This window comes from Xanthomonas campestris pv. asclepiadis, assembly GCF_020784175.1.
Taxonomy (GTDB): Bacteria; Pseudomonadota; Gammaproteobacteria; order Xanthomonadales; family Xanthomonadaceae; genus Xanthomonas; species Xanthomonas campestris_D.
On record NZ_JAJGQM010000016.1, the window covers coordinates 25,451 to 41,476 of the forward strand.

Annotated in this window: 14 protein-coding genes and 1 pseudogene; 14 read left to right on the forward strand and 1 reads right to left on the reverse strand. The window is 65.8% G+C overall.

The window, feature by feature from the left end:
• The first annotated feature begins 156 nt into the window (after nucleotides 1–156).
• The 9 genes and pseudogenes from tsf to bamA all read left to right on the forward strand — a co-directional run bounded on the left by tsf (nucleotide 157) and on the right by bamA (nucleotide 11,095).
• Nucleotides 157–1,035: a translation elongation factor Ts gene (gene tsf / locus LL972_RS09610; protein ID WP_228327398.1), complete on the forward strand. Its 879-nt coding sequence runs from the start codon at nucleotides 157–159 to the stop codon at nucleotides 1,033–1,035.
• A gap of 280 nt (nucleotides 1,036–1,315) precedes the next feature.
• A pseudogene (locus LL972_RS09615) lies at nucleotides 1,316–2,839 on the forward strand (sensor domain-containing diguanylate cyclase).
• Between the two features lie 106 nt (nucleotides 2,840–2,945).
• Entirely contained in the window at nucleotides 2,946–3,668 is a 723-nt protein-coding gene (gene pyrH, locus LL972_RS09620; protein ID WP_039520304.1) for a UMP kinase, read from the forward strand.
• 199 nt (nucleotides 3,669–3,867) lie between these two features.
• Nucleotides 3,868–4,425: a ribosome recycling factor gene (gene frr / locus LL972_RS09625; protein ID WP_228327399.1), complete on the forward strand. Its 558-nt coding sequence runs from the start codon at nucleotides 3,868–3,870 to the stop codon at nucleotides 4,423–4,425.
• Nucleotides 4,426–4,442: 17 nt separating this feature from the next.
• The gene (gene uppS, locus LL972_RS09630; RefSeq protein ID WP_228327400.1) at nucleotides 4,443–5,204 is read left to right on the forward strand and encodes a polyprenyl diphosphate synthase; all 762 of its coding nucleotides are present in this window, start codon (nucleotides 4,443–4,445) and stop codon (nucleotides 5,202–5,204) included.
• Nucleotides 5,201–6,028 carry a phosphatidate cytidylyltransferase gene (locus tag LL972_RS09635; RefSeq protein WP_228327401.1) on the forward strand — a complete coding sequence of 276 codons (828 nt, stop codon included), beginning with the start codon at nucleotides 5,201–5,203 and terminating at the stop codon, nucleotides 6,026–6,028. Before uppS ends, LL972_RS09635 begins: the two co-directional genes overlap by 4 nt.
• Before the next feature lie 2 nt (nucleotides 6,029–6,030).
• Nucleotides 6,031–7,221, forward strand: coding sequence for a 1-deoxy-D-xylulose-5-phosphate reductoisomerase (dxr, locus tag LL972_RS09640; RefSeq protein ID WP_228327402.1), 1,191 nt, complete (start codon nucleotides 6,031–6,033; stop codon nucleotides 7,219–7,221).
• A gap of 26 nt (nucleotides 7,222–7,247) precedes the next feature.
• Nucleotides 7,248–8,594: an RIP metalloprotease RseP gene (gene rseP, locus LL972_RS09645; protein WP_228327403.1), complete on the forward strand. Its 1,347-nt coding sequence runs from the start codon at nucleotides 7,248–7,250 to the stop codon at nucleotides 8,592–8,594.
• A gap of 83 nt (nucleotides 8,595–8,677) precedes the next feature.
• Nucleotides 8,678–11,095: an outer membrane protein assembly factor BamA gene (gene bamA / locus LL972_RS09650; protein ID WP_228327404.1), complete on the forward strand. Its 2,418-nt coding sequence runs from the start codon at nucleotides 8,678–8,680 to the stop codon at nucleotides 11,093–11,095.
• Nucleotides 11,096–11,167: 72 nt separating this feature from the next.
• Here the strand turns inward: bamA and LL972_RS09655 are convergent, their stop codons facing one another.
• Complete coding sequence (locus tag LL972_RS09655) at nucleotides 11,168–11,362, reverse strand: hypothetical protein (protein ID WP_228327405.1); 195 nt, start codon at nucleotides 11,360–11,362, stop codon at nucleotides 11,168–11,170.
• A 127-nt stretch (nucleotides 11,363–11,489) separates the two neighbouring features.
• Between LL972_RS09655 and lpxD the strand changes: the two genes are divergently transcribed.
• The 5 genes from lpxD to LL972_RS09680 are packed head-to-tail and all read left to right on the forward strand — an operon-like array spanning nucleotide 11,490 to nucleotide 15,796.
• Entirely contained in the window at nucleotides 11,490–12,503 is a 1,014-nt protein-coding gene (gene lpxD, locus LL972_RS09660) for a UDP-3-O-(3-hydroxymyristoyl)glucosamine N-acyltransferase (RefSeq protein ID WP_228327406.1), read from the forward strand.
• Nucleotides 12,500–12,961 (forward strand): 3-hydroxyacyl-ACP dehydratase FabZ, encoded by a 462-nt coding sequence (fabZ, locus tag LL972_RS09665; protein WP_228327407.1) that lies wholly within the window; start codon nucleotides 12,500–12,502, stop codon nucleotides 12,959–12,961. Before lpxD ends, fabZ begins: the two co-directional genes overlap by 4 nt.
• Nucleotides 12,962–12,984: 23 nt before the next feature.
• Nucleotides 12,985–13,776 carry an acyl-ACP--UDP-N-acetylglucosamine O-acyltransferase gene (gene lpxA, locus LL972_RS09670; protein ID WP_228327408.1) on the forward strand — a complete coding sequence of 264 codons (792 nt, stop codon included), beginning with the start codon at nucleotides 12,985–12,987 and terminating at the stop codon, nucleotides 13,774–13,776.
• A gap of 29 nt (nucleotides 13,777–13,805) precedes the next feature.
• The gene (lpxB, locus tag LL972_RS09675) at nucleotides 13,806–15,077 is read left to right on the forward strand and encodes a lipid-A-disaccharide synthase (protein ID WP_228327409.1); all 1,272 of its coding nucleotides are present in this window, start codon (nucleotides 13,806–13,808) and stop codon (nucleotides 15,075–15,077) included.
• Nucleotides 15,074–15,796, forward strand: a complete 723-nt coding sequence (locus LL972_RS09680) for a ribonuclease HII (RefSeq protein WP_228327410.1) — start codon at nucleotides 15,074–15,076, stop codon at nucleotides 15,794–15,796. Before lpxB ends, LL972_RS09680 begins: the two co-directional genes overlap by 4 nt.
• Nucleotides 15,797–16,026 lie beyond the last annotated feature (230 nt).

Here is a 16,026-nt window from a genome sequence, read left to right on the forward strand (position 1 = left end):
GGCCGCACCATGCTGTGCGGCCGCAGCCCCCGACGGGTCCACCGCGGCCCGTCGCCGAGGCCACTGAACATTTCTACGGGGGCGGCCGGCATGGCTGCGCCGTCTCCTACTGGCGGAACACTCCGCCGCACGCATTCGTCCATATGAGGTAATTCCATGGAAATCACTGCTTCCCTGGTCAAGGAACTGCGCGAGCGCACCGGCGCCGGCATGATGGAGTGCAAGAAGGCACTCGTCGAAAACGCAGGCGACATCGACGCCGCTGCCGAATGGCTGCGCAAGTCCGGCCTGGCCAAGGCCGACAAGAAGGCTGACCGCGTTGCCGCCGAAGGCCGCATCGCCACCGCACAGGCCGGCGGCAAGGCCGTGCTGGTCGAAGTCAACTCCGAGACCGACTTCGTCGCCAAGGACGAGAACTTCCTGGCCTTCACCGAGACCGTGGCCACCGCCGCGCTGAACTCGGATGCAGCCGATGCCGAAGCGCTCAAGAGCGTCAAGCTCGACAGCGGCGAGACCATCGAAGAGCGTCGCGCCGCCGTCATCGCCAAGGTCGGCGAGAACCTGCAGGTGCGTCGCCTGGTCCGTATCGACAGTGCCAACAATGTCGCAGCCTATGTGCACGGCGGCCGCATCGGCGTGCTGGTCGAGCTGAAGGGTGGCGACATCGAGCTGGCACGCGGCATCGCCATGCACATCGCCGCGATGAACCCGCCGCACGTCAAGGCCTCCGACGTCCCGGCCGAGTTCGTCGCCAAGGAAAAGGAAATCGAACTGGCCAAGATGTCCGAAAAGGACAAGGCCAAGCCGGCCGAGATCCTGGAAAAGATCATCAGCGGCAAGATCAGCAAGATCGTCAACGAAGTGACGCTGTACGGCCAGCCGTACGTGCTGAACACCGATCAGACCGTCGAGCAGGCGGTCAAGGCTGCCGGTGCCGACGTGGTCGGCTTCCAGCGCCTGGCCGTTGGCGAGGGCATCGAGAAGGTGGTGGAAGACTACGCCGCCGAAGTGATAAAGCAGGCCGGTCTGGCCTGATCCTCATCACTGCGTAAAGAAAGCCGCGGCCTGCCGCGGCTTTTTTTTGGCCCGCAACTGGCGCGCGACCATATCGACGCGCGAAACTGAAGCGAACGCATCCGCAAGGCGGGCAAGCGGCCGCAACTCTACAGATGTCGTTGCGGTTGCCGCTACATCTGGATGCCGACCAGGCTTTCCGCGCCCATCACGCACGCGCTGCAGCGCGGCGATGGCGGAGCATGGCGTGCCCCATTAACGAGCGCAGCGGTATGCTTGCGCCCACCGTCGGCGATGACCCATGCAACCATATCTACAGGCCGCCCTGCACTACTGCCGCAACCTGCCCTCGCCGCCGGGTGTCGCGCTGCGCGTCATCGAGCTGGCGCAGGACCCCGACGTGGACATGACCACCACGGCCAACGTCATCGGCATGGACATGGCATTGAGCGCGCGCATGCTGCGGGTTGCCAATTCGCCGCTGTACGCCAGCCGCCGCCGCATCGACAACCTCGGCCAGGCACTGACCATGCTCGGCCTCAACGCGACCCTGAGCCTGGCGCTGGGGTTTTCGATGGTGCACGGCGTGCGCAGCACCTTCACCGCGCATCCGCTGCATGAGCGCATCTGGCGCCGTGCCGGTCTGTGCGCGCTGGCCAGTCGCATCCTCGGGCAGGCCTACGGCATCCGCAAACCCGAAGAACTGATGCTGGCCGGCCTGTTGCAGGACATCGGCAAGCTGGCCCTGCTGCAGGGCGCGCCCGAGCTGTATGCGCCGCTGCTGGAGCAGGCGCCCGACAACGCCGCGCTGCTCGATGCCGAACGTGAGCAGTTGGGCGCCACCCATGCCGAGGTCGGCGCATGGCTCGCGCATCAATGGCAGTTGCCGCCATACCTGCAGAATGCCATCGCGCAAAGCGAGCAAGAGCCCGCCAGCCTGGAGCCGTTCATGGCCTGTGTCGCGCTGTCCGGACGCCTGGCAGACATCTGGCTGTCGGCCAGTGCCGTGGCGGCCACCGAACACGCGCAGCAACAGGCACAGGACGTGCTGGACCTGGATGCCGAACGCTTCGAAAAGGTGATCGAACGCATCGCCGAATCGCTGCCCGAACTGGAAGCCCTGTTCGACATCCGCGTGCCGCAACCCGAGCACATCCAGATGATCTTCGAGCAGGCGCGCGAACTGGCGATGCTGCGCAGCCTGCGCGAATTGCAGGATGTGGCCGAAGCGCGCCGGCACGCCGACGAATCGGAAAACCGCATGCGCCATCTGGCCGAACAGGCCAGCCGCGATGCGTTGACCGGCGTGTTCAATCGCCATCAGCTCGGCACCGCGCTCGCGCATGAGTTCGAGCTGGCATAGCGTCAGAACTGGCCGCTGTCGATCGCCTTCATCGACCTGGACGACTTCAAGCGCGTCAACGATGCGCATGGCCATCTGGTCGGCGACGAGGTGCTGCGCAACTTCGCGCAGACGCTGCAGCGCATGGTGCGCACCAGCGACCTGGTCGCCCGCTATGGCGGCGAGGAATTCCTGGTGATCCTGCCCAATACCGTGGCCGACGCGGCCTTGATGGTGATCGAGCGCATCCTGGCCGAAACCGCACGCACGCCGATGGCGCAACTGCAGGGCGGCCCGTTGCACATCACCTTCTCGGCCGGACTGGCCACACACGGCGGCGGCGACCGGCAGTTCGAGAGCATCGAGCATCTGCTGCAGGCCGCCGACAGCACGCTGTATCGCTCCAAACATCGCGGCCGCAACCGCGTCACCGCCTACGATGCCACCGACGTGCCGACACCGCAGCCTCCGCGCGCGCACTGAGCAACGCGTCACGTCATCGCCAACTACCGAATTTTTACCACGCCCGGTGACAGGCTTCCGCTAGACTTGCCGGCGTTTGCCGATCCCCCACACCGAGGTTTCCCCCATGTCCGAACTTCCCTATCGCCGCATTCTTCTCAAACTTTCCGGGGAGGCGCTGATGGGAGACGGGGATTACGGCATCGATCCCAAGGTCATCAATCGCCTCGCCCATGAAGTGATCGAAGCCCAGCAGGCCGGCGCTCAGGTCGCGCTGGTGATCGGCGGCGGCAACATCTTCCGCGGTGCCGGCCTGGCCGCCAGCGGCATGGACCGCGTCACCGGTGATCACATGGGCATGCTGGCCACCGTGATCAACGCGCTGGCGATGCAGGACGCGCTGGAGAAGCTCGGCGCCAAGGTGCGCGTGATGAGCGCAATCAAGATCAACGATGTCTGCGAGGACTTCATCCGCCGTCGCGCGATCCGCCATCTGGAAAAGGGCCGCATCGCGATCTTTGCCGCCGGCACCGGCAATCCGTTCTTCACCACCGACTCGGGCGCGGCGCTGCGCGCGATCGAAATCGGTGCCGACCTGCTGCTCAAGGCAACCAAGGTCGACGGCGTGTACGACAAGGACCCGAAGAAGCACCCCGATGCGGTGCGTTACGACAGCCTGACCTACGACCAGGTCATCCTGCAGGGCCTGGAAGTGATGGACACCGCCGCCTTCGCCCTGGCGCGCGACAGCGACCTGCCGCTGCGCATCTTCGGCATGAGCGAGCCCGGCGTGCTGCTGCGCATCCTGCATGGCGAGCAGATCGGTACGCTGGTGCAGGGCCGCAGCTGAGGCTGGAGAATCGGGAATCGGGATTGGGGAATCGCAAAGGCGCGGAGCTGGCGCCTGCGTCGATGCCTGTCCGTCGAGCGCCCGCAGTGGGAAGCGGCGCCATCAAGTGAACCGGCTGCGCGGGTCCTGACGACCCGCGAGTCGTGAAACCCCAGTCCCGGCTATAATCCCCGGATTCAGCTCCACACGGATTCCGGCGATGCTCAACCAGATCAAACAAGACGCGCTCACGCGCATGACCAAGAGCATCGATGCTCTGCGCCATTCCCTGACCACGGTGCGCACCGGCCGCGCCTCTCCGGCGCTGCTGGACAACATCAAGGTCAAGGCCTACGGCACCGACACCCCCCTGAACCAGGTCGCCAGCATCAGCGTCTCCGAAGGCCGCTCGCTGGTCATCAGCCTGTTCGACAAGGGCATGATCAAGGACGTGGAAAAGGCGATCTACGCCTCTGATCTGGGCCTGACCCCGACCGTGGTCGGCACCGTGATCCGTCTGAACCTGCCGCCGCTGACCGAGGAGCGCCGCAAGGAGCTCAGCAAGGCCGTGCATGGCGAGGGCGAAGACAGCAAAGTGGCCATCCGCAACATCCGTCGCGATGCCAATCAGCAGGTCAAGGATCTGCTCAAGGACAAGGCGGTCACCGAAGACGAGGCGCGCAGCGCCGAAGACGACATCCAGAAGCTGACCGACAAGGCCATCAAGGATGTGGATGAGGTCGTCAAGGCCAAGGAACAGGAACTGATGACGGTCTGATCGTGGCATCGCCTGCCATGCATCCAGCACCTTCCGCTGCCGCCGTGCCGCGCCACATTGCCATCATCATGGATGGCAACGGGCGTTGGGCGCAGCGTCGGCGCCGTCCGCGCATGATCGGTCATCGCGCCGGTGCGCGTGCGGTCAATCGCACTATCGATTTCTGCCTGGAAAAAGGCGTCTCGGCACTCACCCTGTTCGCGTTCTCCAGTGAAAACTGGGGGCGCCCGCAGGAGGAAGTCGATGCGCTGATGAAATTGTTCCTGCATGCGCTCGATCGCGAGGTCGACGAGCTGCAGCGACGTGGCGTGCAAGTGCGCTTCATCGGCGATCGCGGTCGCTTTGCCGCGCCGCTGCGCGAGCGCATGGCCGCTGCCGAACGCATCACCGCCGCCAATTCGCGCCTGGTGCTGAGCATCGCCGCCAGCTATGGCGGCCGCCAGGACATTGCGCTGGCCGCGCGGGCCCTGGCCGAAGAAGTGGCGGCCGGTCGCCTGCAACCGCAGCAGATCGACGAAGCGCTGCTGGCCAGCCGTGTTGCATTGGCCGACCTGCCGGCGCCGGATCTGTTCATCCGCACCGGTGGCGACACCCGCATTAGCAATTTCCTGCTGTGGCAGCTGGCCTATACCGAACTGTGGTTCACCGAAACCCTGTGGCCGGAGTTCGATGCCGGCGTGCTGCAGCAGGCACTGGATGACTATGCCGGGCGCGAACGCCGCTTCGGCCTGACCAGTGCCCAGATCGCCGACAAGGCGACGGAGAGCTCCTCCGCATGACCAAGACCCGTGTGATTGCCGCGCTGATCATGGCGCCGCTCGCCATCTGCGCGATCGTGCTGCTGCCCACGCAATGGCTGGCGGCGCTGGCGGCGATCCTGTTCCTGACCGGTCTGTGGGAGTGGCTCAAGCTCTCCGGCATCGACGACAGCCTGCCGCGCACCGTGCTGCTGATGCTCAATCTGCTGCTGATGGTGCTGATGGTGTGGGCCTCGGCCGGCTCCATGGTGCTGTTCCAGATCGCCGCCCTGGTGGGGGTGGTCTGGTGGCTGCTGGCGCTGCTGTGGCTGCGCTTTTTCACCTTCGGTGCCGATCACGGCAATGGCCAGGCGCGCGCGCTCAAGCTCGCCGCCGGCACGCTGGCGGTGCTGCCGGCCTGGGCCGCGCTGGTGCTGCTGCATGCCAACCCGGACAAGGGCAACCTGTGGCTGCTGACCGCGCTGACCATGGTGTGGGCGGCCGATTCGGGCGCCTATTTCGCCGGCCGCGCGTTCGGCAAGCACAAGCTGGCGCCGCGGGTCAGCCCCAACAAGACCATCGAAGGCCTGCTCGGCGGCATGGTCGCCGGCATCGTGGTCGCGTGCGCATTCGGCTGGCTGGCCGGGCTGACCCTGGCGCATGTGCCGCAGCTGGTCCTGGTGGCGGCAGTGGCGGTGCTGGCCTCGGTGCTGGGCGATCTGTTCGAGAGCCTGCTCAAGCGCCATGCCGGCGCCAAGGACTCGGGCGCGGTGATTCCGGGCCACGGTGGCGTGCTGGATCGTATCGACGGCGTGCTCGCCGCCCTGCCGGTGTTCGCACTCGGCAAGGAAATTCTCGGATTCTAGACATGGCTGGCTCCCCTCTCCGTCAGGTCGCCGTGTTCGGCGCCACCGGCTCGATCGGTGCATCGGCACTGGATGTGATCACCCGTCATCCGCAGCGGCTGCGCGCCAGTGTGCTGTCGGCCGGCAGCAAGGTCGACGACCTGTTGGCGCTGTGCGCCACGCATCGCCCTGCGCATGCAGTGATCGCCGACCCATCCCTGTACCCGGCGCTGCGCGACGGTTTGCGTGCGGCCGGACTGGCCACCCAAGCGCATGCCGGCAGCGAGGCCCTGGACGCGCTGGCGGCCAGCGATGCCTGCGACACCCTGGTCGCGGCGATCGTGGGAGCAGCCGGCCTGCCGTCCACGCTGGCCGCGGCCGGCGCCGGCAAGCGCCTGTTGCTGGCCAACAAGGAATCGCTGGTGCTGGCCGGCGAACTGCTGACCCGCACCGCGACAGCGGCCGGCGCCGAGATCATCCCGATCGACAGCGAGCACAGCGCCATCTTTCAATGCCTGCGCTCCTGCGACGCCAGCCGCGGCGTGCGCCGGGTGATCCTGACCGCGTCCGGCGGGCCGTTCCGCGGCTGGGACCGCGCCGCGCTCGGCGCAGTCACGCCCGCGCAGGCGGTCGCCCATCCCAAGTGGTCGATGGGGCCGAAGATTTCGGTGGATTCGGCGACGCTGATGAACAAGGGCCTGGAAGTGATCGAAGCGCATCACCTGTTCGGCCTGCCCGGCGCGCAGATCGATGTGCTGGTGCATCCGCAGAGCCTGGTGCACTCGCTGGTGGAATTCGTCGATGGCTCCACCCTGGCCCAGCTCGGCCTGCCCGACATGCGCACCACGCTGGCGGTCGGCCTGGCGTGGCCGGAGCGGGTCGAGTCCGGCGTTGGCGGGCTGGACCTGCTGACCCAGGGACGGCTGGATTTCGAGGCGCCGGACACGGCCGCATTTCCGTGCCTGCGCCTGGCTTGGGAGGCGCTGGAGGCCGGCGGCACTGCGCCTGCGATCCTGAACGCGGCCAATGAAGTGGCTGTTTCAGCGTTTCTTCAGGGCCAGGTGGGTTTCCTAGCGATTCCCGCGTTGATCGAACACACACTGACAACGCTCCCACGGCACAATGCCGACTCCCTCGACATCCTGCTTTCTGCCGATGCGCAAGCGCGGCAGATCACCGAACGCGCCCTCGCCCATCACCGCCTTCATGCCTGATCGATTTACGCAACCGAGTTGCATCCATGGGTGATTTCATCGGTTCAGTCTGGTGGATGATCGTCAGCCTGGGCGTGTTGGTGACCTTCCACGAATTCGGCCACTTCTGGGTCGCGCGCCGCTGCGGCGTCAAGGTGCTGCGCTTTTCGGTGGGCTTCGGCAAACCGTTGTGGATGCGTCGCGACCGTCACGGCACCGAGTTCGTGGTGGCGGCCATTCCGCTGGGCGGCTACGTCAGGATGCTCGACGAGCGCGAAGGCGACGTGCATCCGGCCGAGCAGGACCAGGCCTTCAACCGCAAGACGGTGTGGCAGCGCATTGCCATCGTGGCCGCCGGCCCGATCGCCAACCTGCTGCTGTGCATGGCGATGCTGTGGGCGATGTTCGTGGTGGGCAAACAGGATTACTCGGCCACCGTCGGCCGCGCCGATGGCCTGGCTGCCGAAGCCAGCCTGAGCCCGGGCGAGCGCCTCGTGCGCATCAATGGGCGCGATGTCAGCAGCTGGAGCGATGCCAGCATGCAGCTCACCACCGCGGCGATGGACAAGCGCGATATCCGCGTGCTGACCGCCGCCGAGGGCGCCGGCAACCGCGAGCACACCTTGCGCCTGTCACAGCTGCCGGCCGGCTTTGACGAGCGCCGCGTGGCCTCGCTGGCCGGCATCGGCTGGCAATTCATGCTGCAGCCGCCGGTGGTGGGCCAGGTGGTCGCCGGCTCCGCGGCGCAGGGGCTGCTGCAGCCGGGCGACCGCATCGTGGCCATCGACGGCCAGCCGATCCGGTCGGCCGACGAGATCCCCCCCCAGCTGCAGGCGCTGGGCGCGCAGGGCGGTACCGGCATGATCGAGGTCGCGCGCGGCGACGACCGGCTGGCGCTGGAAATCGCCCCGCGCCGATCGCCGCAGGGGCAGTGGCTGCTGGGCGTGGGGTTTGCGGCGGTGCAGGCGCCGGCCTACGACAGCCGCCAGCAGTACGGCATATTCGCCGCGGTGCCGGCCGCGATCCGTGAGACCGGCAAAATGACCGCCGATTCGCTGGGCATGATGAAGCGCATGCTGACCGGCCAGGCCTCGGTCAAGAACATCTCCGGCCCTGTCACCATTGCGCGCGCCGCCAATGCGTCTGCCGAACGCGGGCTCGACTGGTTCCTGTATTTCCTGGGGTTGCTGTCGCTCAGCCTGGCGATCATCAACCTGATGCCGATCCCGATCTTGGACGGTGGGCACCTGCTGTATTACCTTATCGAGTTGATCAAGGGCAGCCCGATCAGCGAACGGGCCATGATTGCCGGGCAATATGTCGGCCTGGCGGTCCTGGCCGGGTTGATGGGACTGGCGTTCTATAACGACATCCTCGGCCTGGTTCCACGATGAAGCTGCCCCACTCTTTCCGCCTGTTGTCGTCGTCATACGTCGGCATCCAGCAACACCCGAAATCGACTCCAACCGGATGTGACATGACGCGTCTTCCCACTCGCCGCCTGCTTGCCCTCGCTCTTGCCGCCGGCCTCAGCCTGCCAGTCGTTGCCCTGGCCGCAGAGCCGTTCGTTGCCAGCGACATCCGCGTCGACGGCCTGCAGCGCATCGCCTCCGGCACCGTGTTCACCTATCTGCCGGTGAACCGCGGCGACACCGTGGACGATGGCAAGGTCGCCGACTCGATCCGTGCGCTGTACCGCACCGGCTTCTTCGAGGACGTGCAGCTGGATCGCCAGGGCAACATCCTGGTGATCACGGTCAAGGAGCGCCCGGCGATCAACAAGCTCACCGTGACCGGCAACAAGGACATCAAGTCCGAGGAACTGCTCAAGGGCCTGGGCGATATCGGCCTGACCGAAGGCGGCACCTTCGACCGCCTGAGCCTGGACCGCGTGACCCAGGAACTGACCCGCCAGTACAACAACCGCGGCAAGTACAACGTCGAGATCACCCCGACGGTCAGCCCGCTGGACCGTAACCGCGTGGACGTGGCGATTGCGATCAAGGAAGGCAAGGCGGCCAAGATCCGCCACGTCAACCTGATCGGCACCGAGAAGTTCGCCAACGAGGACATCCTGGAGAACTGGGAATCCAAGGAGCACAACTGGGCCTCGTGGTATCGCCGCGACGATCAATACTCCAAGGAAAAGATGTCCGGCGACCTGGAGAAACTCAACTCCTGGTACCTGGACCGCGGCTACGTGGACTTCAGCATCGATTCCACCCAGGTGTCGATCAGCCCGGACAAGCGCGACATGTTCGTCAGCGCCGGCGTCACCGAGGGCGAGCAGTACAAGATTTCCGAGATCAAGGTCACCGGCGACACCGTGCTGCCGCAGGCCGACATCGAGCGCCTGGTCATCCCCAAGGCCGGCGACATCTTCTCGCGTGCGTTGCTGGAGTACACCTCCGATGCGATCACCAATACCTTGAGCAACGTCGGTTACGCCTTCGCCAAGGTCAACCCGATCCCGACCCCGAACCGCGAGGACCGCACTGTCGCGGTGAACCTGCAGGTGGTGCCGGGCCCGCGCGTGACCGTGCGCCGCATCCTGTACAAGGGCAACAGCCGCACCTCGGACGAAGTCCTGCGCCGCGAGATGCGCCAGTTCGAAAACACCTGGTATTCGCAGGCGGCGATCGACCGTTCCAAGATCCGCCTGCAGCGCCTGGGCTACTTCGAGAGCGTGGATGTGGAAACGCCGGCCGTGCCGGGCAGCAACGACCAGGTCGACGTGGTCTACAACGTCAAGGAGACCACCTCCGGCAGCTTCGTGTTCGGCCTGGGCTACTCGCAGAGCTTCGGTGTGACCACCTCGGTGCAGTTGTCGCAGAACAACTTCCTGGGTGGCGGTAACCGGGTGGCGGTGGAAGCCTCGCGCAGCAGCTACCAGCAGCGCTACGCGTTTTCCTACACCAACCCGTTCTTTACCGACGACGGCGTGTCGCTGGGCTACAACCTGTCCTGGCGCTCGCTGGACTACTCGGACTTCAACACCGCCCAGTACAACAGCAAGAATGGTTCGGCGCAAGTGGTGTTCGGCGTGCCGATCACCGAGAACGATACCGTCTCGGCGATGGTCGGCATCGACAGCAATCAGATCAATACGTTCCAGGGCCAGACCCCGCAGGCGATCATCAATTACATCGATGCAATCGGTACTAGCACCTTCCATGCCTGGCGCACAGAGCTGGGCTGGGCACGCGATACCCGCAACGACTTCTTCATGCCCACCCGTGGCATGTACCAGCGCGTCGGCCTGGAGACCACCCTGCCCGGCTCCACGGTTGAGTACTACAAGTTCAACTACCAGATCTCCAACTACTGGCCGATCATCCCGGCGATCGTGTTGAACACCCGCTTCGAGCTGGGTTACGGCGACAGCTATGGCAATGACAGCCGCCGCGACATATGCGGCGTAGTCACCAACAATAACAACAGCCCCACCTACACAGAGCAAGGCTGCAACGGCAGCAACCTGATCCGTACTGTCACTGCGACCGGGCTGCCTTTCTACGAGAACTTCTACGCCGGCGGTACCAACTCGGTGCGCGGCTTCGAAGACAACACGCTGGGTCCGCGTTCGGAAAGCACCTTCAACTACACGCGCGGCCAGCCGCTGGGTGGCTCGTTCAAGACCGTCGGTTCGGTGGAAATGTACTTCCCGAAGCTGTTTGACAGCCCGTCGGCACGCGTGTCGGCGTTCTTCGACTTCGGTAACGTCTACGACGGCGTGGACAACTTCAAGGCCAATGAGCTGCGCGCATCCACCGGCGTGGCGCTGTTGTGGCGCGCACCGGTCGGCCCCATCTCGATCAGCTACGCGTTCCCGCTGAAGAAGGAAGACAACGACGAGATCGAACGTCTGCAGTTCACCTTCGGCGGCCAGTTCTAACAGCGAACGGCAACAAAAAAGGCGGCCCGCGCAAGCGGGCCGCCCGTGTATCACCGGTTGGATGTCGGCCGCTCAGAACCAGCTGTCGAACCATGTGGAGACGGTGTTGGACAGGCAGCTGGCGATTTCGCCCGCCGGCAGGCTGAGACACTGCAGCTGCTGCTCACCGGTTGCCCTGCCCTGATCGACATCGAAGGATTGGGCCGATGCAGTTGCGACCGCGCCCATCATGACCAGACCACCAAGGATGGAAAGAACGGTTTTCATATGCTTGCTCCTGGATTCGTCGCTGATTGCGACAGGACCCTAGATACGCAGGCTTTGTTGGGAACTGTTTAATGGTGTTTTTTCCCCGTTAAAGCGGCTCTCCCATATTTACAAGAGGTTCACCCTGATGCGCTTGACCGCCAGTGCGATTGCCGAACAATTTGGTCTGACCGTCGTCGGTGATGGCTCCACCGAAGTCAGTGGCGTCGCCACCCTGGCGCATGCCGGCGCGGGGCAACTGAGCTTTCTATCCAATCCGCGCTATCGGCCGCAGCTGGGCCAGACCCAGGCGGCCGTGGTGGTCCTGCGCGCCGACGATGCGCAGGACGCACGCGGCACCGCGCTGGTCGCCAAGGATCCCTACACCGCCTTCGCCAAGATCGCCGCCTTGTTCGATGTGGCGCCGGTGCGCGAGCCGGGCATTCACCCTTCTGCGGTGATCGATCCCAGCGCACAGGTCGCGCCGAGCGCACACGTCGGCCCGTTCGTCAGCATCGGGGCGCGCAGCCGCGTGGGCGATGGCTGCGTGATCGGCACCGGCAGCATCATCGGCGAGGACTGCGTGGTCGATGACGGCAGCGAGCTGCTCGCCCGCGTCACCCTGGTCACCCGGGTGCGCCTGGGCAAGCGCGTGCGCATCCATCCCGGTGCGGTGATCGGCGCCGACGGCTTCGGCCTGGCGATGGATGCCGGCCACTGGATAAAGGTGCCGCAGCTGGGCGGTGTGGTGATCGGCGACGATTGCGAGATTGGCGCCAACACCTGCATCGACCGCGGCGCACTAGAAGACACCGTGCTGGAAGAAGACGTGCGCGTGGATAACCTGGTGCAGATTGCGCACAACTGCCACATCGGCGCACATAGCGCCATCGCCGGCTGTACCGGAATCGCCGGCAGCGCCAAGATCGGCCGTTACTGCCTGCTCGGCGGGCATGTCGGCGTGGTCGGGCATCTGGAGATCTGCGACAAGGTCGTGATCACCGGCAAGTCGGTGGTGCGCAATTCCATCCATGCGCCGGGCGAGTATTCGTCCGGCACCCCTCTCACCGACAATCGCACGTGGCGCAAGAATGCCGCGCGCTTCAAACAACTCGATGTGCTGGCAAGGCGCATCCTGGCTGTGGGCAAGGAGAAAGAATGAGTCACCCCACTTACGAGCTGCCGATCGACGTCAACCAGATCCAGACGCTGATCCCGCACCGCTATCCGTTCCTGCTGATCGACAGGGTCATCGAGCTCGACCTGGATGCCAAGCGCATCGTCGGGCAGAAGAACGTCAGCATCAACGAGCCATTTTTTCAGGGCCATTTCCCCAGCCGCCCGGTGATGCCCGGCGTGCTGATCATCGAGGCACTGGCGCAGGCCGGTGGCGTGATGACCCAGCTCGGGCTGGGACGCGACGCGCTGTCCAAGCTGTTCTACATGGTCAAGGTCGACAATGCCCGCTTCAACAAGCAGGTGGTGCCGGGCGACGTGCTGATGCTGGAAGTGCAGATGAAGCGCCTGATCCGCAACATGGGATGCTATTACGGCGAGGCCAAGGTCAACGGCGAAGTCGTGGCCAGTGCCGAAGTCATGTGCGCCGGCGCCAAGGAATAACCCGTTTTTGGAGGTGAGACACGATGCGTGATCAAGCACCCTTGATTCATCCCACCGCCGTCATCGATCCGGCGGCGCAACTGGCCAGCGATGTGCGCGTGGGCGCGTTCTCGTTGATCGGCGCCGATGTGCAGATCGATGCGGGTACCGAGGTGGGGCCGCATTGCTCGATCCACGGCCCGACCCGGATCGGTCGCAACAACCGCTTCATCGGCCACGCCGCGATCGGTGGCGAACCGCAGGACAAGAAGTACGCCGGCGAGCGCACCGAACTGGTGATCGGCGACGGCAACGTGATCCGCGAATTCGTCACCATCAATCGCGGCACCGGCGGCGGTGGCGGCATCACCGTGGTCGGCGACGACAACTGGATGCTGGCCTACACCCATGTGGCGCACGACTGCCATGTCGGCAACCACTGCGTGTTCTCCAACAACACCACGCTGGCAGGCCATGTGACCGTGGGCGACTACGTGATCATCAGCGGCTTTGCCGGCGCGCATCAGTTCTGCCGGATCGGCGCGCACGCCTTCCTGGGCATGGGCGCGCTGACCAACGGCGACGTGCCGCCGTTCACCATGGTCGGCAGCGAATCGCTGGGCCGCCCGCGCGGCATCAACAGCGAAGGGCTCAAGCGTCGCGGCTTCGATGCCGAGCGCATCACCGCGATCAAGCGCGCCTACCGCACGCTGTACGTCGCCGGGCTGCCGCTGGCCGAGGCCAAGCTGCAGCTGGCCGAACAGGCCAAGAGCAGCGAAGACGTGCGCGGGCTGCTCGAGTTCATCGAGGCGGCGGAAAGGCCGTTGTTGCGATGAAGGCCGGGATTCGGGATTCGGGATTGGGGATGCAAAGCGTCCACACCACACCGGGCGAAGTCGTGCACGACGCGCTGGCCAATCCCCAATCCCCAATCCCCAATCTCCGCTCTCCACGCATCGCGCTGATCGCCGGCGAAGCCTCCGGCGACATCCTGGGTGCGGGCCTGATCGAACAGCTGCGTCGCCGCTATCCGGCTGCCGAATTCGTCGGCATCGGCGGCGATGCGATGCGCGGGGCGGGCTGCCAGACCTGGTTCGATGCCAGCGAACTGGCGGTGATGGGGCTGACCGAAGTGCTGCAGCATCTGCCGCGGCTGTTGAAGCTGCGCCGCGCGTTTCGTGAGCGTGTGCTGGCATGGAAACCGGACGTGTTCATCGGCATCGATGCACCCGATTTCAATCTGTCGGTCGAGCGCTGGCTCAAGCAGCGCGGTGTGCGCACCGTGCATTACGTCAGCCCCTCGGTCTGGGCCTGGCGCGAGAAGCGTGCGGAAAAGATCGGTGCCAGCGCCGACCTGGTGCTGTGCCTGTTTCCGATGGAGCCGCCGATCTACGCCAGGCACGGCATCGATGCGCGCTTTGTCGGCCACCCGATGGCCGACGACATCGCCTACCAGGCCGATCGCGCCGCCGCGCGCGCCAGGCTGGGTCTGTCCGCGTCCAGCACCGTACTGGCGGTGTTGCCCGGCAGCCGGCATGGCGAAATCAGCAAGCTCGGCGATACCTTCTTCCAGGCCGCCTGGCTGGTGTCCGAGCACCTGCCCAACCTGCATGTGCTGGTTCCCGCTGCCAACCCCGGCTGCAAGCAGCTGCTGGCCGAGCAGTTGTCGCGCTCGTCGCTGCCGGTGCTGCGTTCGCACCTGCTCGATGGCCAGGCGCGCACCGCGATGCTGGCCGCCGACGTGGTGCTGCTGGCGTCGGGCACCGCCACGCTGGAGGCGATGCTGGTCAAGCGTCCGATGGTGGTCGGCTACAAGGTCGCCCCACTGACCTACCGCATCGTCAGAACGCTGGGCCTGCTCAAGGTCAACCGCTACGCGCTGCCCAACATCCTGGCCAACGACGACCTCGCCCCGGAGCTGATGCAGGACGACTGCACCCCGGAGCGCCTGTGCGTGGCCCTGCTGGACTGGTTCAAGCACCCGGAAAAGGTCGCCGCCCTGCAACCACGCTATCTCGCCCTGCACGCCGAACTTCGCCGCGACGCATCGGCACGCGCGGCCGATGCGGTGGCTGGGCTGCTGGAGGGCCGGGATTCGGGATTCGGGATTGGGGATTCGGCAGGAGCAAAAGCGTGAAGATCATCGCTGCGGGCGCTCAAGCCCAGGCGCGCCAGTCGCACTTGTTCGGCCAATCCCAAATCCCCAATGCCGAATCCCGGCGTCTGATTGCCGGTGTCGACGAAGCCGGGCGCGGCCCGCTCGCCGGGCCGGTGGCGGTGGCGGCGGTGGTGTTCGACCCGAGCAAGCCGCGCATCAACGGGCTGGACGATTCCAAGCAGCTGAGCGCGCAGCGGCGCGAGCAGTTGTATGCGCGCATCGTCGAGCGGGCGCTGGCGTGGTCGGTGGTGCTGATCGACAGCGAAGAGATCGACCGCATCAATATCTACCAGGCGACCATGCTCGGCATGCGGCGTGCGGTGGAGGGCGTGGCGCATGTGGCCGGGTTTGCGCGCATCGACGGCAACCGGGTGCCCAAGGGCCTGCCCTGCCCGGCCGAGGCCTTGATCGGCGGCGATGCGCTCGATCGCGCCATCATGGCCGCCTCGATCGTGGCCAAGGTCACCCGCGACCGCCTGATGCACGAGCTGCACGCGCAACACCCCGAATACCGCTTCGACCAGCACAAGGGCTACGCCACGCCGGTGCACCTGGCCGCGCTGCGCAGCCATGGGCCGTGCCCGCAGCACCGTCGCAGCTTCGCCCCGGTGCGGCGTGCGTTGGGAATCGAGGCGGCGCAGTCGCCGTGGGACGAGCCCTGCGCGGACCCGGCCGATGAGCTGCTGCTGGCCGACTGACCGACCGCCCTCCAGGTGAACCTGGAACGGTAATGGCGTTCTCCCATCGCCTGGCGCGCATGCCGCCGCTGCGGCCATGGCTTGGAGCGTCGCGTCCCGAACGCGCGGCCCCGCACGCTCCCCCGATCCGCGCAATCGCCACCGCTGCGCTGCATCCAGCTAGCCACATCCTGAATCGGCCACACCGCCCAGCCCCCGCGGCAGCTGGCCGCGGCGCCGCGCCGGTGCTG